This window comes from Pseudomonas sp. LAMO17WK12:I1 (assembly GCF_900177315.1).
Lineage (GTDB): Bacteria > Pseudomonadota > Gammaproteobacteria > Pseudomonadales > Pseudomonadaceae > Aquipseudomonas > Aquipseudomonas marginalis.
Window position 1 is genome coordinate 93,812 of record NZ_FWZV01000003.1, and the last position, 18,574, is coordinate 112,385.

At 61.8% G+C, this 18,574-nt stretch carries 13 protein-coding genes and 1 other RNA gene; 9 read left to right on the top strand and 5 right to left on the bottom strand.

The genetic code is table 11. The annotated features are described in order from the left end of the window. Positions 1 to 54 precede the first annotated feature (54 nt). A complete protein-coding gene (gene xdhB / locus B9N88_RS05560; RefSeq protein ID WP_027603704.1) occupies positions 55 to 2,454 on the bottom strand; it encodes a xanthine dehydrogenase molybdopterin binding subunit in 2,400 nt (799 codons plus the stop codon). Further along, positions 2,447 to 3,895 carry a xanthine dehydrogenase small subunit gene (gene xdhA / locus B9N88_RS05565; protein ID WP_027603705.1) on the bottom strand — a complete coding sequence of 483 codons (1,449 nt, stop codon included), beginning with the start codon at positions 3,893 to 3,895 and terminating at the stop codon, positions 2,447 to 2,449. Before xdhA ends, xdhB begins: the two co-directional genes overlap by 8 nt. A gap of 280 nt (positions 3,896 to 4,175) precedes the next feature. Between xdhA and B9N88_RS05570 the strand changes: the two genes are divergently transcribed. The 8 genes from B9N88_RS05570 (at position 4,176) to B9N88_RS05605 (ending at position 15,324) form a co-directional block, all read left to right on the top strand. Further along, positions 4,176 to 4,835 carry a GntR family transcriptional regulator gene (locus tag B9N88_RS05570; RefSeq protein WP_027603706.1) on the top strand — a complete coding sequence of 220 codons (660 nt, stop codon included), beginning with the start codon at positions 4,176 to 4,178 and terminating at the stop codon, positions 4,833 to 4,835. A gap of 2 nt (positions 4,836 to 4,837) precedes the next feature. Continuing rightward, positions 4,838 to 8,326 (top strand): chromosome segregation protein SMC, encoded by a 3,489-nt coding sequence (gene smc / locus B9N88_RS05575; protein ID WP_027603707.1) that lies wholly within the window; start codon positions 4,838 to 4,840, stop codon positions 8,324 to 8,326. Positions 8,327 to 8,585: 259 nt separating this feature from the next. Then, complete coding sequence (gene zipA, locus B9N88_RS05580) at positions 8,586 to 9,449, top strand: cell division protein ZipA (RefSeq protein ID WP_027603708.1); 864 nt, start codon at positions 8,586 to 8,588, stop codon at positions 9,447 to 9,449. A gap of 86 nt (positions 9,450 to 9,535) precedes the next feature. After that, entirely contained in the window at positions 9,536 to 11,902 is a 2,367-nt protein-coding gene (gene ligA / locus B9N88_RS05585; protein ID WP_027603709.1) for an NAD-dependent DNA ligase LigA, read from the top strand. Between the two features lie 133 nt (positions 11,903 to 12,035). Beyond that, entirely contained in the window at positions 12,036 to 13,202 is a 1,167-nt protein-coding gene (locus B9N88_RS05590; protein WP_027603710.1) for a zinc-binding metallopeptidase family protein, read from the top strand. Between the two features lie 146 nt (positions 13,203 to 13,348). Continuing rightward, positions 13,349 to 13,445, top strand: an RNA gene (gene ffs / locus B9N88_RS05595) — signal recognition particle sRNA small type. Positions 13,446 to 13,688: 243 nt separating this feature from the next. Next, complete coding sequence (locus B9N88_RS05600) at positions 13,689 to 14,735, top strand: N-acetylmuramidase family protein (protein ID WP_027603711.1); 1,047 nt, start codon at positions 13,689 to 13,691, stop codon at positions 14,733 to 14,735. Position 14,736: 1 nt separating this feature from the next. Continuing rightward, entirely contained in the window at positions 14,737 to 15,324 is a 588-nt protein-coding gene (locus B9N88_RS05605) for a hypothetical protein (protein WP_027603712.1), read from the top strand. A 56-nt stretch (positions 15,325 to 15,380) separates the two neighbouring features. Here the strand turns inward: B9N88_RS05605 and B9N88_RS05610 are convergent, their stop codons facing one another. Both B9N88_RS05610 and B9N88_RS05615 read right to left on the bottom strand, forming a co-directional pair. After that, entirely contained in the window at positions 15,381 to 16,283 is a 903-nt protein-coding gene (locus tag B9N88_RS05610) for a DUF2167 domain-containing protein (RefSeq protein WP_027603713.1), read from the bottom strand. A 61-nt stretch (positions 16,284 to 16,344) separates the two neighbouring features. After that, positions 16,345 to 17,208 carry a LysR family transcriptional regulator gene (locus B9N88_RS05615; protein WP_027603714.1) on the bottom strand — a complete coding sequence of 288 codons (864 nt, stop codon included), beginning with the start codon at positions 17,206 to 17,208 and terminating at the stop codon, positions 16,345 to 16,347. Between the two features lie 102 nt (positions 17,209 to 17,310). Between B9N88_RS05615 and B9N88_RS05620 the strand changes: the two genes are divergently transcribed. Further along, positions 17,311 to 18,270, top strand: a complete 960-nt coding sequence (locus B9N88_RS05620; RefSeq protein ID WP_027603715.1) for a DMT family transporter — start codon at positions 17,311 to 17,313, stop codon at positions 18,268 to 18,270. On the opposite strand, the gene B9N88_RS05625 is transcribed toward B9N88_RS05620, so the two are convergent. Continuing rightward, on the bottom strand, positions 18,184 to 18,555 hold the full coding sequence (locus tag B9N88_RS05625; protein WP_027603716.1) for a VOC family protein: 372 nt from the start codon (positions 18,553 to 18,555) through the stop codon (positions 18,184 to 18,186). The genes B9N88_RS05620 and B9N88_RS05625 overlap by 87 nt on opposite strands. Positions 18,556 to 18,574: the final 19 nt, after the last annotated feature.

The following is an 18,574-nucleotide window of genomic DNA, read 5'->3' on the forward strand; positions in this document are numbered from 1 at the left end:
TTGGAATGCATTCCCATGTGGGAGGGGGCTTGCCCCCGATGGCAGCGCCTCGGTCTAGAGCGAAGCCATTTCAGTTTCAGGCTCGACAGCTGTCGCCGTCTGCAACTTGCGCATCTGCTCACACCCCCACAACACCCGCTCCGGTGTCGCCGGCGCATCGATCTTCGGCTGATGGCGATAATCAGCCAGGCTCGCCACCGCATCCTTGATCGCGCACCACGAGGCAATCCCGAGCATGAATGGTGGCTCGCCCACGGCCTTGGAATGGAACACGGTGTCTTCCGGGTTCTTGCGGTTTTCCACCAGCTTCACACGCAAATCCAAAGGCATGTCGGCTACCGCCGGGATCTTGTAGCTGGCCGGGCCGCAGGTCTCTAGCTTGCCCTTGTTGTTCCACACCAGCTCTTCCATGGTCAGCCAGCCCATGCCCTGGATAAAGCCTCCTTCTACCTGGCCGATGTCGATGGCCGGGTTCAGTGAGGCGCCCACATCGTGGAGGATGTCGGTGCGCAGCATCTTGTATTCGCCGGTCAGGGTGTCGACGATCACTTCGCAGCACGCCGCGCCGAAGGCGAAGTAGTAGAACGGCCGACCGCGGGCCTGGCTGCGGTCGTAGAAGATTTTCGGGGTCTTGTAGAAGCCGGTGCTCGACAGCGAGACCTGGGCGAAATACGCCTGCTGGATCAGCGTTTCGAAGGTCAGGATCTGCTCGCGCACGCGCACATGGCCGTTATGGAACTCCACATCCGCTTCGCTCACGTCGTACTTGCGCGCGGCGAATTCCACCAGGCGTTGCTTGATGGTTTCGGCGGCGTTCTGGGCGGCCTTGCCGTTCAGGTCCGCACCGCTGGACGCGGCGGTCGGCGAGGTGTTGGGCACTTTGTCGGTGTTGGTGGCGGTGATCTGCACGCGGTCGATGTCCACCTGGAACACTTCGGCCACCACTTGCGCGACCTTGGTATTCAAGCCCTGGCCCATCTCGGTGCCGCCGTGGTTCAGGTGGATGCTGCCGTCGGTGTAGATATGGATCAGCGCGCCCGCCTGGTTCAGGAAGCTCGCCGTGAATGAGATCCCGAATTTCACCGGGGTCAGCGCCAGGCCTTTTTTCAGGATCGGGCTGTGGGCGTTGTACAGGCGGATCGCTTCGCGGCGCTCGGCGTATTGGCTGCTGGCTTCAAGTTCGGCGGTCATTTCCTCGAGCATGTTGTGCTCTACGGTCTGGTAGTAGTGGGTGACGTTGCGCTCGGTCTTGCCGTAGTAATTGGCCTTGCGCACCGCCAACGGGTCCAGCGCCAGATGGCGGGCGATGGCGTCCATCACTTCCTCGATGGCGACCATGCCTTGCGGGCCGCCGAAGCCGCGATAGGCGGTGTTGGACGCGGTGTTGGTCTTGCAGCGATGGCCGTTCACCGTGGCATCGCCCAGGTAATACGCGTTGTCGGCGTGGAACATGGCACGGTCGACGATCGAGTTGGACAGGTCCGGCGAGCAGCCGCAGTTACCGGCCAGTTCCAGGTTGATCCCGTGCAGGCGACCGCTGTCGTCGAAGCCCACGTCGTATTCGATATAGAAGGGGTGGCGCTTGCCGGTCATCAGCATGTCTTCGACGCGCGGCAGGCGCATCTTGGTCGGCTGGCCGGTGAGGCGCGCCACCACCGCGCATAGGCACGCCGGGCTCGCCGCCTGGGTTTCCTTGCCGCCGAAACCGCCGCCCATGCGGCGCATATCGACGACGATCTTGTTCATCGACACGTCCAGCACTTCGGCCACCAGCTTCTGCACTTCGGTGGGGTTCTGCGTGGAGCAATAGACGATCATGCCGCCGTCTTCGGTGGGCATTACCGAGGAAATCTGGGTTTCCAGGTAGAAGTGTTCCTGGCCGCCGATATGCAGGGTGCCCTGGAGGCGGTGCTTGGCGGTCGCCAGTGCGCCGGCCGAATCACCCCGTTGGTGGGTGTGGCTGTCGAGCACGAAGTGCTTGTTGCGAAAGGCCTCGACCACATCCAGCACGGGCTCCAGGTCTTCGTATTCGATCACGGCCGCCATCGCGGCCTTGCGTGCGGTGTCGAGGTCGCGGGCGGCCACGGCCAAAACCACCTGGCCGACGAACTGCACCGTGTCGATGGCCAGCAAGGGGTCGCCGGGCAGCAGCGGGCCGATGTCTTTCAGGCCCGGCACGTCTTCGTGGGTGATGACGATACGCACACCGTCGAAGGCGTAGCAGGGCGTGGTGTCGATGCGGATGATCCGGGCGTGGGCGCGGTCGGACATGCGTGCATACAGGTGCAACTGGTTGGGGAATTCCAGGCGGTCATCGATGTACTGCGCTTCACCGGACACGTGCTTGGCGGCGCTGTCATGCTTGACGCTGCGGCCGACTCCGGAGGTCAGGTCCTGGGCAAACAGCGCGGCCAGTTCGGCCTGGGTTTTTTCCACGGCGTGATGGTTAGACATAAGCGGTCACCCGAGTCTCGATGTGCGGCGTTTGCAGTTCGATGAAGTATTTGCGCAGCAGGTTCCGGGCGCTGAGCAGGCGGTATTCCTTGCTGGCGCGGAAGTCCGACAGCGGGGTGAAATCCTCGGCGAGGGCGGCGCAGGCTTTCTCGACGGTGGCGGCGTTCCAGGTGGCGCCGACCAACATGGCTTCGCAGTTTTTCGCGCGTTTTGGCGTGGCGGCCATGCCGCCGAACGCGACGCGGGCATCACTGATCACACCGTTGTCGATCTTCAGGTTGAAGGCCGCACACACGGCGGAAATATCGTCGTCCAGGCGCTTGGAAACCTTGTAGGCACGGAACAGCGCGTGGCCCTTGGGGACGATGATTTTTTCGATGAACTCGCTGTCCTGGCGCGCCGTCACGCGGTAGTCGATGAAGTAGTCTTCCAGGGCCAGCGTACGGCGCGTGTTGCCTTTGCACAGCACGATCTGCGCCCCCAGGGCGATCAACAGCGGCGGCGAATCGCCAATCGGCGAGGCGTTGCCGATATTGCCGCCGAGGGTACCCTGGTTACGGATTTGCAGGGAGGCGAAGCGGTGCAGCAGGTCGCCGAAATCCGGGTATTCGTGGTGCAGCGCGGTGTAGCAGTCGGAGAGGGCAGTGGCGGCGCCGATTTCCAGGCGGTCGTCGAAGTCCTCGATGCGCTTCATCTCTTCAATATTGCCGACATAGATCATCACCGGCAGGGTGCGGTGAAACTGGGTGACTTCCAGCGCCAGGTCGGTGCCGCCGGCCAGCAGGCGGGCTTGCGGGTAGGCGTCGTAGAGGTCGGCCAGGTCGGCAACGGTGAGGGGCACCAGGCAGCGTTTGTCGCCGCTGTTGAGTTCACCGGTTTGGGTCGGCGCGATGGCTTTGAGGCGGGCGATGGTCTCGGCCTGGCGGTTGTCGAACTGGTCCGCCGGTTTGTTGCAGCAGGCCTGTTCGGCGGCGGCCAGGATCGGCCGATAGCCGGTGCAGCGGCACAGGTTGCCGGCCAGGGCCTCGTGGGCCTTCTGGCTGTCGGGGGCGTCGCTGTTCTTTTGCAGGGCGAACAACGACATCACAAACCCGGGGGTGCAAAAGCCGCATTGCGAACCGTGGCACTCCACCATGGCCTGTTGCACGCTGTGCAGTTGGCCCTGGTGCTTGAGGTCTTCGACGCTGATCAACTGCTTGCCGTGCAGCGACGATACAAATGTCAGGCAGGAATTGAGGCTGCGATAACGGATCTGCTCAACGCCCTGAGGGTCGGTGTGCAACTCGCCGACCACCACCGTGCACGCACCGCAGTCGCCGCTGGCGCAGCCTTCCTTGGTACCGGGTTTGCCCACATGCTCGCGCAGATAGTTGAGCACGGTCAGGTTGGGGTCCAGGGCGTGCTCGCTACGGAGTTCCTGGTTAAGTAAAAACTGGATCACGGAAGGCCTCGCAGACTCATTATTGTTGTTAACCGCTTTGCGCCGAATCTAGTCATGTCTGACTTTTCGGTCAATGATTTTCTGACCAGAAGGTCAGGAAAATGCGATCGCAACACTTTCAATTATGGTTCAGTCTTCTGAAACCGGCGTTTTTGGGGGCGTGTGGGTGTTCAGCGTTGCTTATTTCATGCCAAATTCGCCACGGTGGGCGTAGCGCCATCAGCGGGCCAATGCGCTACACTGCCGCGCTTGTACCGATAGACGATTTTGAAGGGAAAACATGACGTTCAAGGCGCCGGACAGTCTCGCCGAGCAAATCGCTCACCACCTCGCCGAACGTATCATTCGCGGCGATCTCAAGCCTGGAGAGCGGATCCAGGAACAGAAAGTCACGCTGGCGCTCAATGTCAGCCGTGGCTCCGTGCGTGAAGCTTTACTGATCCTCGAACGCCGCCACCTGATCGCGATCCTGCCGCGCCGTGGCGCCCATGTGACCGAGCTCACGGCGCACAAGGTGCAGAGCCTGTGCACGCTGATGAGTGAGCTGTATATCCTGCTTGGCAATGCGGTCGCCCAGGGCTGGCAGACCCAGGCCGACATGGCGCCGTTCGTCCAGATCCAGCAGCGCCTGGTGAGCAATTTCGAGCGCCAGGACATCCGCGCCTTTGTCGAAGAATGCTTCAATGTGATGCGCGCCGCGTACCCCTTCGCCAACAACCCGTATTTGCAGGAAACCGTCGAGAACCTGCAGCCGGCGATGAACCGTGCCTATTACCTGGCCCTGGATCAGCGCAAGGCGTCCATGAGCGAGTACCTGGCGCTGTTCGAGCAACTGCTCGCCGCCGTACTCGCCCGTGACCTGGAGCAGATCCGCCAGGTGCTGTCGGCCTACTGCCAGCGCAGCAGCTCGCTGGTCATCGCTGCGTTGGCGGACGCCTAAACGTGCGGCTCAAGTGCATCAAACTGGCGGGGTTCAAATCCTTCGTCGACCCGACCACGGTGAACTTCCCCAGTAACATGGCGGCAGTGGTCGGGCCCAATGGCTGCGGCAAGTCGAACATCATCGACGCCGTACGCTGGGTGATGGGCGAGAGCTCGGCAAAAAACCTGCGTGGCGAGTCGATGACCGACGTCATCTTCAACGGCTCCACCAGCCGCAAGCCGGTGAGCCAGGCGAGCATCGAACTGGTGTTCGACAACTCCGATGGCACCCTGGTCGGCGAGTACGCGGCCTACGCGGAAATCTCGATCCGCCGCAAAGTGACGCGCGACAGCCAGAACAGTTACTTCCTCAACGGCACCAAGTGCCGACGCCGGGACATTACCGACATCTTCCTCGGTACCGGCCTGGGCCCACGCAGCTATTCGATCATCGAACAGGGCATGATCTCCAAGCTGATCGAAGCCAAGCCCGAAGACCTGCGCAACTTTATCGAGGAAGCGGCCGGCATCTCCAAGTACAAGGAGCGCCGCCGCGAGACCGAAAACCGTATCCGCCGCACCCATGAAAACCTCGCCCGCCTCACCGACCTGCGCGAAGAGCTGGAGCGCCAGTTGGAGCGCCTGCACCGCCAGGCCCAGGCGGCCGAGAAGTACCAGGAATACAAGGGCGAAGAGCGTCAGCTCAAGGCGCAATTGTCGGCCCTGCGCTGGCAGGCGTTGAACGATCAGGTGGGTCAGCGCGAAGCGATCATCGGCACCCAGGAAATCAGCTTTGAAGCGCTGGTGGCCGAGCAGCGCAATGCCGACGCCGCCATCGAGCGCCTGCGCGACGGGCACCATGACCTGTCCGAACGCTTCAATCTGGTGCAGGGCCGCTTCTATTCGGTGGGCGGTGATATCGCCCGGGTCGAGCAAAGCATCCAGCACGGCCAGCAGCGCCTGCGTCAGTTGCAGGATGACTTGAAGGAAGCGGAACGCGCGCGCCTGGAAACCGAATCCCATTTGGGCCACGACCGCACCTTGCTGCTGACGTTGGGCGAAGAGCTGGACATGCTCACCCCCGAGCAGGACATCACCAACGCCGCCGCCGAAGAGGCCGCCGCTGCGCTGGAAGAATCCGAAACCACCATGCACGGCTGGCAGGAGCAGTGGGACGCCTTCAACCTGCAATCCGCCGAACCGCGGCGCCAGGCCGAGGTGCAGCAGTCGCGCATCCAGCAACTGGAAACCAGCATGGAACGCCTGGCCGAGCGCCAGCGTCGCCTGCAGGAAGAGCGCGTGCTGCTTGCCGCCGACCCGGAAGACGCGGCGATCATGGAGCTCAGCGAGCAACTGGCCGAAAGCGAGATGACGCTGGAAGAGCTGGAAGCCAGCGAAGAACAACAAGTGGAGCGCCTGGAGCAATTGCGTCAGCAACTGCAACAGGCGACCCAGGCCCAGCAGCAGGCCCAGGGTGATTTGCAGCGGCTTAACGGCCGCCTGGCGTCCCTTGAAGCCTTGCAGCAAGCGGCATTGGACCCAGGCACCGGCACCGCCGAATGGCTGCGTGACCAGCACCTGGCCGAGCGTCCGCGCTTGGCCGAAGGCTTGAAAGTTGAAGCCGGTTGGGAGCTGGCGGTAGAGACCGTTCTAGGCGCCGACCTGCAAGCCGTACTGGTGGATGATTTTGGCGGCTTCGACCTGGCCGGCTTCGCCCAGGGCGATCTGCGTTTGCTCAGCCCCGCCGCTGATGGCACGCGAGTGCCGGGCAGCCTGCTGGACAAGGTCGAAGCGGCGATTGACCTGTCGCCGTGGCTGGGCCAGGTCAAGCCGGTGGAGTCCCTGGAACAGGCCCTGGCCCAGCGCGGTCAACTGGCGGGCGGCGAAAGCCTGATCAGCCGCGACGGTTACTGGGTCGGCCGCCACTTCCTGCGGGTGCGCCGCGCCAGTGAAGCGGAAAGCGGCGTTCTGGCCCGAGGCCAGGAAATCGTCAACCTGATCGCCGAGCGCGAAGAACGCGAAGCCACCCTGGAAAGCCTCGAAACCGAACTGCAAACCCTGCGCGCCACCCAGCGCCAGCAAGAGACCGGCCGCGAACACCTGCGGCGCCTGTTGCAGGACGAAGCGCGCCAGCAAGGCGAATTGAAAGCCCAGCTTTCCGCGAGCAAAGCCAAGGCCGAGCAACTGACCCTGCGCCGCACCCGCCTCGACGAAGAAGTGGCTGAGATGGGCGAACAGCGCGCCCTGGAACACGAACAGATCGGCGAAGCGCGCCTGCAGTTGCAGGAGGCCCTCGACAGCATGGCCCTGGACACCGAGCAGCGTGAATTGCTGCTGGCCCAGCGTGACAGCCTGCGCGAACGCCTCGACCGCGTGCGCCAGGAAGCCCGCCAGCACAAGGACCACGCCCATCAGTTGGCCGTGCGCCTGGGTTCGCTCAAGGCCCAGCACGCGTCCACGGCCCAGGCCCTTGAGCGCCTGGAGATGCAGTCCGAACGCCTCACCGAAAAACGCGAGCAACTGAGCCTCAACCTGGAGGAGGGCGAAGCGCCGCTGGAAGAGCTGCGCCTCAAGCTTGAAGAGTTGCTCGACAAGCGCATGACCGTCGACGAAGAACTCAAGACCGCGCAGATCGCCCTGGAAGACGCCGACCGCGAACTGCGCGACGCAGAAAAACGCCGGACCCAGGCCGAGCAGCAATCCCAGCTGATTCGCGGCCAGCTCGAACAACAGCGCATGGAATGGCAAGCCCTCACCGTGCGCCGCAAGGCCCTGCAAGACCAATTGCTCGAAGACGGCTACGACTTGCATGGCGTGCTCAATACCTTGACCGCCCAGGCCAGCGAGAAAGAAGCCGAGGAAGAACTTGAACGGATTGCCGCACGTATCCAGCGACTGGGCGCGATCAACCTCGCGGCCATCGATGAATACCAGCAGCAGTCCGAGCGCAAACGTTATCTGGATGCCCAGGACGCCGACCTGGTGGAAGCCCTGGACACCCTGGAAAACGTGATCCGCAAGATCGACAAGGAAACCCGCAACCGCTTCAAAGATACCTTTGATCAGATTAATGGCGGTTTACAGGCGTTATTCCCGAAAGTTTTCGGTGGTGGCAGCGCTTACTTGGAACTGACGGGCGAAGATCTACTCGATACAGGGGTAACGATCATGGCGCGGCCTCCGGGCAAGAAGAACAGCACCATCCATTTGTTGTCCGGCGGCGAAAAAGCCCTGACCGCGTTGGCTCTGGTGTTTGCCATCTTCAAGTTGAACCCGGCGCCGTTCTGCATGCTCGATGAAGTTGACGCCCCATTGGATGACGCTAACGTTGGACGCTATGCGCGACTGGTCAAGGAGATGTCCCAGACGGTGCAGTTCATCTATATCACCCACAACAAGATCGCCATGGAAATGGCTGATCAGTTGATGGGGGTGACAATGCATGAACCGGGTTGTTCACGTTTGGTCGCGGTGGATGTCGAAGAAGCGATGGCGATGGTGGAATCCTGAGCTGCGCCATGAGCGAAAGTTTTCAGCGCGATGTCAGGTGATTTACCGGCCTGGTGAAAGTGGCAAATGGACATATTTGTTCAAGGCATTTTGACAGACGGTGTAAAGTTATCTTTGGTCGTGCTAGTTTAATGTCAATTTTTCGTGTGCGTGGGCAAAACGTCAGTCAGAACATAGAGTTGGCGCCACGTTTTAAAGCGGTTTGCACGGTGCTAAACCCCTTATTTTTCAGCATTTTTTATTAGAGGCACGGGATTACATGGAAATCGGTCTGCGCGAGTGGCTGATCGTCATCGGCATTATTGTCATTGCCGGTATTCTTTTTGATGGCTGGCGCCGCATGCGCGGTGGCAAGGGCAAGCTCAAATTCCGTCTGGACCGCAACCTGTCCAACTTGCCCGACGACGACGGCAGCGCCGAGCTGCTGGGGCCGCCCCGTGTGCTGGATACCCATAAGGAACCGCAACTGGACGAGCATGACCTGCCGTCGATGAGTGCACCGGTGCGTGAAGCCCGCGAGCCCTCTTCCAAGCGTGGCAAGCGCGCCAGTGCAGCTGTTGCCGAACCCCATCAGGGTGACCTGAACCTCGATGTCGATGAAGGCCCGAGCTTCAGCAGCCGTGATGACGATTTCCCGGATGAAAACGCCGGCAAGAATGCGCCGCGTCAATCCGTCAACGATCAGCCTGCCGCCGAAGAAGTGCTGGTGATCAGCGTGATCTGCCGCGACGCCGCCGGCTTCAAGGGCCCGGCCCTGTTGCAGAACATCCTCGAAAGCGGCCTGCGCTTTGGCGAGATGGATATTTTCCACCGCCACGAAAGCATGGCCGGCAACGGCGAAGTGCTGTTCTCCATGGCCAACGCGGTCAAGCCAGGCACTTTCGACCTGGACGACATCGACCTGTTCAGCACCCCTGCGGTGAGCTTCTTCCTCGGCCTGCCGGGCCCGCGTCACCCGAAACAAGCCTTCGACGTAATGGTGGCCGCTGCCCGCAAGCTGTCCCAGGAACTCAACGGCGAGCTCAAGGACGACCAACGCAGCGTCCTGACCGCCCAGACCATCGAACACTACCGTCAGCGCATCGTCGAGTTCGAGCGTCGCGCCCTGACACAGAAACGCTGAGGATTGGTTTCCAGCGTTGTCATTAGAATAAGCGCACCAACATTTGAGCAGCTTCGGCTGCTCTTTTGCTTTATGAGAGAACACCCATGACCGCCGCCCACACCCGCATCCTCGAACTGCGCGCTGAACTGGATCAGCACAACTACCGTTACCACGTGCTTGATGAACCGAGCATTCCGGACGCCGAGTACGACCGCCTGTTCCACGAGCTCAAGGCCCTGGAGGCCGAGCATCCGGAGCTGGTGACGCGGGATTCGCCGACGCAGCGGGTCGGCAGTGCGGCATTGTCAGCCTTCACCCAGGTGCGTCACGAGATCCCCATGCTCAGCCTGGGCAATGCGTTTGATGAAACCACCATGCTGGAATTTGATCGCCGGGTCACCGAGGGGCTCGACCTGCCCGTGGGTGATCTGTTCGGCGGTGGCGCGGCGGTGGAATACAGCTGTGAGCCGAAGCTGGATGGCCTGGCGGTCAGCCTGCTTTACCAGGATGGCGAATTGGTACGCGGCGCCACCCGTGGCGACGGCACCACCGGCGAGGACATCAGCGTCAACGTGCGCACCGTGCGCAATATCCCGTTGAAACTGCACGGCAGCGGCTGGCCGGCGACCCTGGAAGTGCGCGGCGAAGTGTTCATGTCCAAGGCCGGTTTCGAGCGGCTCAACGCCTCGCAACTGGAAGTCGGCGGCAAAACCTTCGCCAACCCGCGTAATGCGGCGGCGGGCAGCTTGCGTCAGCTGGATTCGAAGATCACCGCCAGTCGCCCGCTGGAGTTCTGCTGCTACGGCATCGGCCAGGTAACCGGGGATATCAGCGACACCCATATCGGTAACTTGAAGCAACTGCAGAAGTGGGGCATGCCCATCAGCCATGAGCTGAAACTGGCCAAGGGCATCCAGGAGTGCTTGGACTATTACCGCGATATCGGCGAGCGACGTAACAGCCTGCCCTATGAAATCGACGGCGTGGTGTTCAAGGTCAACAGCATCGCCTCCCAACGTGAACTGGGCTTTCGCGCCCGCGAGCCGCGCTGGGCCATCGCGCACAAGTTCCCGGCCATGGAAGAACTCACCGAGTTGCTCGACGTTGAGTTCCAGGTCGGCCGCACCGGCGCCGTAACCCCAGTGGCGCGCTTGAAACCGGTCAAGGTCGCGGGCGTCACCGTGTCCAACGCCACCCTGCACAACATGGATGAAGTCGCGCGTCTGGGCTTGATGATCGGCGATACCGTGATTATCCGCCGTGCCGGGGATGTGATCCCGCAGGTCGTCTCCGTGGTCACCGAGCGCCGCCCGGAACACGCCCGCGCGGTGCAGATCCCCGAAAGCTGCCCGGTGTGCGGCTCCCATGTGGAGCGCACCCAGCTGGTCAAGCGCAGCAAGGGCAAGGAAACCGTCAGCGAAGGCGCGGTGTACCGCTGCGTCGGGCGCCTGGCCTGTGGTGCCCAGCTCAAGCAGGCGATTATCCATTTCGTCTCGCGCCGGGCCATGGACATCGACGGGCTCGGTGACAAAACCATCGAGCAACTGGTGGATGAAAAACTCATCGGTTCGCCGGCCGACCTCTACAAGCTTAAATACGAGCAGATCATCGACCTGGAAGGCTTTGCCGATATTTCCAGCAAGAAGCTGATCACCGCCATCGAAAACAGCAAGACCCCGACCCTGGCGCGCTTTATCTACGCCCTGGGCATTCCCGATGTGGGCGAAGAGACGGCCAAGGTGTTGGCGCGCTCCCTGGCGTCCCTTGAGCGCGTGCAGAAGGCCTTGCCGGAAGTGTTGACGTACCTGCCGGATGTGGGCCTGGAAGTGGCCCATGAGATCCACAGCTTCTTCGAAGACAGCCACAACCAGGACGTGATCGGCGCGTTGCTGTCGCCTGATGAATGCGGCCTGCAATTGCAGGATCAGGGCGAGCTGAGCGCCGAGTTCGCCGCCAGTACCACCTTGGGCGGCTTCCTCGACAAGCTGCACGTACCCTCCGTCGGCCCCGGCGCCGCGCAGAAACTTGCGGACAAGTTCGGCAGCCTGGAAGGTGTGATCAAGGCGGACTGGCTCGACATGCGCCAGGCGCTGCCGGAGAAGCAGGCCAAGGCCGTGCGCGAGTTTTTCGATAACCCGGACAACGCCAGCCATGCCCTGGCCATCGAGCAGCAGCTCAAGGACTTCGGCATGCACTGGCAGAGCGAGAAGAAGGTGGTCGAAGGCCTGCCCGAAGCAGGGCATACCTGGGTGCTCACCGGCTCCCTGGAGCTGATGAGTCGCGACGTGGCCAAGGACAAGCTCGAAAGCCTCGGCGCCAAGGTGGCCGGTTCCGTGTCGGCAAAGACCCATTGCGTCGTGGCCGGGCCGGGTGCCGGCTCCAAGTTGGCCAAGGCCAGCGAACTGGGGTTGAAGGTGCTGGACGAAGAGGCCTTTGTCGCGTTCCTTGCCAAACACAACATTTCGGTCTGACGCAGCGCCGGTGGTGAGCGGGCTTGTCGAATCGTCGCACCGCCCGCGCCAGGCTGCGAAGCCGCCCTTGAAGAAAGTGGAACGATCCTGAGTCCCAGATGATCTAGTCTCAGTCACCCAGGGAGAGATCGCCATGTTCCGCTATTTCGAGCAACTCAGTTCGCGCATCGCCGCACCGTTCATGGCCGAAACCTCGCGTAACAGCAAGGTGTGGCAGTGCCGGTGCGGGCAAGCGCTGTTCTTTCGCAACAGCCAATGCCTGGCCTGTCAGGCCCTGCTGGGTTATCAGCCGCAGCAAAGCCGCTTGTCCTCCCTGCAGCCGGGGCCGGTGGATGGCACTTGGCTACAGGACGACAACCTCGATGCCGGCGCCTTCCGCCGCTGCGCCAACCTTGACACCGCGGCGGCCTGCAACTGGCTGATTCCCGCCCACAGCACCGCACCGCTGTGCGTGGCGTGCAGCCTCAACCGCACCATCCCCGACCTGTCGATCCCGGAGAACCCTGAGCGCTGGCGCAAGGTGGAGACCGCCAAGCGTCGGCTGGTGGCGCAGTTGATCAGCCTGGGCCTGCAAGTGGTGCCCAAGAGCGTCGACGAGGACAGCGGCCTGGCGTTCGACTTCGTCGGCATCGACCTGGAAGGCAACGCGCCCATGACCGGGCATGCCAACGGCCTGATCACCCTCGACATCAAGGAAGCCGACGACGCCCACCGCGAAAAAATCCGCGTGCAGATGCGCGAACCCTATCGCACCTTGCTGGGCCACTTTCGCCATGAGGTCGGTCACTATTACTGGGATCGCCTGATCGCCAACAGCCACTGGCTGGAGCCTTTTCGCAGCCTGTTCGGCGACGAACGCGCCAGTTACGCCGAGGCCCTCGACCAGCACTACCAGAACGGCCCACGCCCCGACTGGCAGCAGACCTGCGTCAGTGCCTACGCCACCATGCACCCCTGGGAAGACTGGGCGGAAACCTGGGCCCACTACCTGCACATGATGGACGCCGTCGACACCGCCCTGGGCTTTGGCATGAGCGCCCGTGAGATGGACCTGGATTACCAGCCATTCCCCCTCACCACCCTCTATGACCCCGAACATCCCGGCGGCGTGGCATTCCTGTCCTTCGTCAACGCCTGGATCGAACTGGCGGGCATGCTCAATGAACTGTCCCGCGCCATGGGCCAGCCGGACTTCTACCCATTCGTGCTGCCACCGGCGGTGATCGCCAAGCTGCACTTCATCCACCTGGTGATCCAGGAAGAGGGTGGCCGGGCGGACGAGGTGTTGCAGGCACAATGATGAACCCCTGTGGGAGGGGATGCTGACGGCCATGGCAAGTGCTTGAACCTCTTCATATTTTTAATCCGTTGCCAACGGTTGTAACTTCCGATGAGATCGGTACAATGGCCCCGCTTGCCGAGAGGCCAGCGTCGTTATGGTGACCCCATCGGTCCCCCCGCAACGATTACCCGTGAACCTGGTCAGAGCCGGAAGGCAGCAGCCACAGCGGGAACATTGTGTGCCGGGGTGTGGCTGGTGGGGTTGCCTCCATAGCGCTCTTCCTTGCAGTCCCCCTTCGATTCAAATCCAAATGACCTGTTTTCAGTCAACTGCCGATGTTTTATTGCGCGGTCGATGATGGTTGTTTCACAACTTTCCAACACCCCTCTGGACAACCCCAAACTGCCTTGTTAGTTTCCGCCGGCCACTTGTTACAGAGTATGACGAGGGCGCCGACTTGATATTGAAGTGCTATCACTTCTTTAACTAACAAGGATGTCTTTGATGAAAAGCCTGCAAGGGTTACCCCGTCTTATCAGTGCTTCGGTAGGTGCGCCGGGTAAAGCCCGCAACTTGCCCGCCGATGTGCAGTGCATCCAGTATTTATTCAATCTGATCATTCCCAAGATGGGTTTCCCGCTGGCCGAAAACGGCAAGTGCGATGGCCAGTTGGTGCAGTGCATCAGCCAATACCAGTTTCGCCACCTCAAGTATGCCCATCCCGATGGTGTGGTCGACCCCACCGGTCGTACGTTCAACAGCCTGATCGAAGAAGCGGTGAAGGTGCCGGTGAAGGCCTTTCCGACGATGCGCATCCCGAGTTTTCTCAATGCATTCGGCAACAACCAGGGCGATGCGGTGCAGGCCACGGTCAATGTGTACCTGGACCGCATGCGCGCGATGATCGAGGCCGAGCGGCGTAACCGGCAATTGATGCTCCAGGCCACGTGCGACGGGGGCATGACCCTCAGTGAAACGGATTTCCAGAATGCTGCCACGCAATTGGGCAGCGGTATTTCGGTGAATATCATCAAGGCCTTCGCCACCGTGGAATCAGGTGGGCGTTCCGGGTTCGGGCCGGCCAAGTTGCCGGTGATCGCGTTTGAAGGGCACTTGTTTCGCAAGTACACCAAGCACATCTACGACCAGGCGCACCCGCTGCTGTCCTACCCCTACAAGAAAAAGGCCGGGCCGCAGTGGCAGGCCAATAACAAGGACCAGGCCAAGGCTTGGGAAACCATGGCCACCGCTTTTGGCCTGGACCAGGAAGCGGCCCTCATGTCGGCGTCGTGGGGCATGTTCCAGATCATGGGCTTTAACTTTGCCTCGTGCGGCTACAAGACGGTGTTTGAGTTTTCGGCAGCACTAAAGGTGAATGCCGGTAACCAACTAAAAGCCTTCCTCGGTTTTTGCAGCAAGAGCCCGGCATTGATGAAGGCCATGAAAGCCAAGGATTTTACCGGCATGGCACGTAACTATAACGGCGAGGACTACGGCAACTACGACGTCCTTATGCAAAAAGCCTACGAAAAACTTGAAGGGAAAAAATAGGATGATCCGTTTTCTAGCGATAGGTGTGTTGTCGTTGTGCGCCGTGGGCCCTGCCTTGGCCGGTTCGGCCGCGTTGCATTCGGGCAAGTACGAAGGGCTGATGCTGGCAGTGACGCCGGAGCATCAGGTCGAAGGGTTCTATTCGGAAGCCATGGGCGAGGGCGTCACCCGCCGTTGCGCGTTTTACCTGCAAGGCAAGCCTGAGGCGCTCACCACGTGGCTTGACGAGGCTCATCCCGGCAGCCTGGCGCCTTCGACCGATGGCGTGACCCTGACGGTGGAAGAGGGCCGCCAGCACCCCGGCTGCCTGAACGTACTGATGCCGGAGATTGCCACCGGCCTGGACCTGACCCAGACCGCCAGCAAACAATGGATCGGCCTGGTGACGGTATCCGCCGACAAGGCTTACCTGCTGAAAACCCCAGGCGCCAAGGCCGCCAAGCGTCCGTATATCGTCAAGCGCGATGTGGTCGGTGTGCTGGCCTTCAAGGACGGTTGGGCCCAGGTCGAGTTCATCAATGACGACGACCGCTCGTTCAGTGGCTGGATCAGCCAGGATCAATACAGTCGACTGGTCGCGCCCAACTGAGTCATCCCAATCGCCGCAGTGTGCCGGGCACGCTGCGGCGTTTTTGTGCCTGGGGTTCAGGCCTTGCTGCGGTTGAACAGCTTGCGAATCACTGCGAGCAGCGCCACTACGCCGATCACCAGGAACTTCTTCGCAGCCAGCAGGAAGATACCGATCTTGGCAAATAGCCCGGCCTTGGCGGCGATCCCACCGGCAACCAGCGCGGCGAGGCCGTAAGTGGCAAGCTTGTCGGTTTTCGGGTTGAAGTCGGTATAGAGGTTGCCGTCGGTGAAGTTGGTAAAGGCCAGCACCTTAGGCAATTCCTGTTGGATGGTGGCCAGGTCGGCCATGGCGGCCACAGCGTTGAGTTCCAGTACGCCTTCACGGCCCAACACGCGGATGCTGTAGTTGAGGGTGTTCTGGTCGGCGTCGTCAGCCTTCAGTTCGCGGGCCCAATACATCTTGTGGGTGGTGTCGTCGTAGCGCGGTGGCTCGGCCCAGCCCAGCAGGTGCAGGCCGGCGTAGCCTTGTTTCTGGCGTTCCTTGTTCTCTGCTTCGTCTTCTTCCTGCATTTGCTTGAGCAGGTCGGCGTAGTCGATTTTTGCCGCATCTTCGTCGGAGATGTGCCCATCTGCCTTGTAGCTGACGATCACGCCCCAACCGCGTTCCGACAATGGGCTGACGGCTTTGGGCACGATCATGCCCAGGGTCTTGAAGCCCGGCGGGTTGCCCCAGCCATCGGTGAGCAAGCGCTCGGTATCGGCGGGGTCGAGGTAGTAGAACTCGTCGGTGAGCTTGAGGGTGGCGATGCCGCTGGGCAGGGTGACCGTGCCGGTCTTTTGGTTGAGTGACGCCAGAAAGTGCTCGGCTGTTTCGGCGGGGGCACTGGTTTCAATGGGGGCAGGCGAGGCAGCAGCAACGGCAGGCGCGGCAGGCAGGCTCAGAGCGGCCGCCGCCAACAACAGGCGGAAGTAATTCATGGTAGTCCCTTACATTTTGAATTAATTTCGCTGGAGGATAACCGAAACAACATGTTGCGAGTTAGTCAAAAGTCTCCCGCAACAGCTCGGCAAATGCGTCCCTGGCCAGATGCCGCTGGGTGTCCTTGTGCCAGAACAGCAGGTTATCCACCGCCGCCAACTCTTCAAATCGATAAGACGCCAGCTGGTTGGCCTGCTCATAGCGGGCCAGGATCCCCTCCGGCGCCAACGCCACGCCAATCCCCGCGCTGACGCAGCCGATAATCGTGCCCCAGCTGGCATAACTGGCGATGGTCGGCTTGAAGTCATGGGGCTTGACCCAGTTTTCCAGGGCTGCGCGATACGGGCAGCCGGGTGGCCATACCAGCAGGGTGCGGCCGGCGAGGTCCTCGGCGCCACTGATGGGGGCGCTGGACGCGCTGGCGATCAGCACCAGGCGTTCGCTGTAGACCACGCTGTGTTCGAGCTTGGTGCGTTTGTTGCCGGCGGCCACCAGCGCCACGTCCAGGCGGTGGTGTTGCAGGTCGTCGAGCAACGGGCCCCAGGCGCCGGTCACCAGTTCCAGGCTGACATCGGGGTAGCGCCGATGATACTCCGCCAGCAGGGGCGGCAAGCGCCCGCTGGCGCTGGACTCCACCGCGCCGATACGCAAGGTGCCACGGGGAATCGCATTGGCGTCCACGGCGCGTTTGGACTCATCCACCAGCGCCAGGATGCGCTCGCAGTAATCCAGGAAAATCTCACCGGCGGCACTGATGGCCAGTCCACGTCCGGCGCGGATGAATAGCGGTGTGCCCAGCTCGCCTTCCAGCTGCTTGATGCGCGTGGTGATGTTGGACGGCACGCAATGCAGCAGCACGGCCGCCTGGGCCACGCTGCCGGTTTGTGCCACCGCTCGCACCATTTTCAGTTGGGCCAGTTCCATTGCTCAGTTCCAGTGATTGCAGAAGTCAGAAACGGTTAATTGTCCTGCGCCTTGCCCGGGCCAAGACTGACGGCACTCCTTCCCGGTTTCTGGACGCCATCGATGAATACCCCTTCACCTGTAAAGCTTACGCTAGTCATCGCCAGCGTCATCCTGTGTTGGGCCTATTCGCCGATTGGCGTGCACATGGGGCTGCACAGCTACAGTCCCGGCCAATTGGCGTTGCTAAGGTTTTTGATTGCCTCGCTGTTCATGGGCGGTGTGGCACTGGTGATGGGCATCGGCCGGCCGCGCCTGCGGGATGTTCCGTGGTTGCTGGTGCTGGGGTTCTTCGGCGTGTTCCTGCATCACACCAGCCTCAACTATGGGCAGCAATGGGTAACGGCAGCGGCGTCCAGCGTCCTGGCGCAGTCGGCGCCGTTGTTCAGTGTGCTGATCGCGTTTTTCTGTCTGAAGGAACGGGTCAGTGCCTGGCGCTGGGGCTGCGTCTTGCTGGGGCTGCTCGGCGTGCTGGTGGTGATCTGGGGGGATCAGGGGCTGGGTGAGATCGACCCGCGTGGCTTGTTGATCCTGCTGGCGGCGGTGTCGTGGAGCGTGTACTTCGCCCTGCAGAAACACTATGCCCACCGCTACAGTCCGCTGACCATGGCGTGCTACATGGTGTGGGCGGGCACCCTGATGCTGTGTGTGAACCTGCCGGGCCTGCCGGCTGCAGTGGTGCAGGCGCCGTTGGCAGAGAACGTGGCGGTGCTGGTGCTCGGGATTTTCCCCAGCGCCTTGGCGTATCTGGCCTGGGGGTATGTGTTGAAGCATGTGGAGGTCAGCCGCGCGTCGGTGGCGATGTACCTGATCCCGCCGGTGGCGATGGTGATGGCCGCGACGTTGCTGGGCGAGCACATTGCCGTGCAGGTGATGCTGGGCGCTGTGATCGTGCTGGCCAGCGTGGCGGCCATCAGCCTGGAGGGGCGCTGGTGGTCAGTCGTTCAGGCTAAACGCGCGCAAGCGGTGGCCGTCGAGGTCCTGGGCGACGAAGGTGTAGCCGAAGTCCATGGGCGTCGGTGACTGGACAATGATGGCGCCCCGTTCTGCCCATTGGTCGTGCAACGCGTCCACGGCGGCCATGTCGGGCAGCGAGAAGCCCACTTCACCGCCACCGCCTGTGAACCGGGCTGCCGGCTCGACGGTATGACGCGACCACAGCCCGAGCTTTACCCCATTGTCCAGAATGAACAGGGCAAAGGTCGGGTTCAATTCGACCGGCGGCTTGCCCAGCAGGCGGCTATAGAAATGGGCACTGGTGGCCGGGCTGTCGACGTACAGCAGGAAGTAATGGGCGAGGGTGTTCATGTGGGCTCCTTGAGAACGG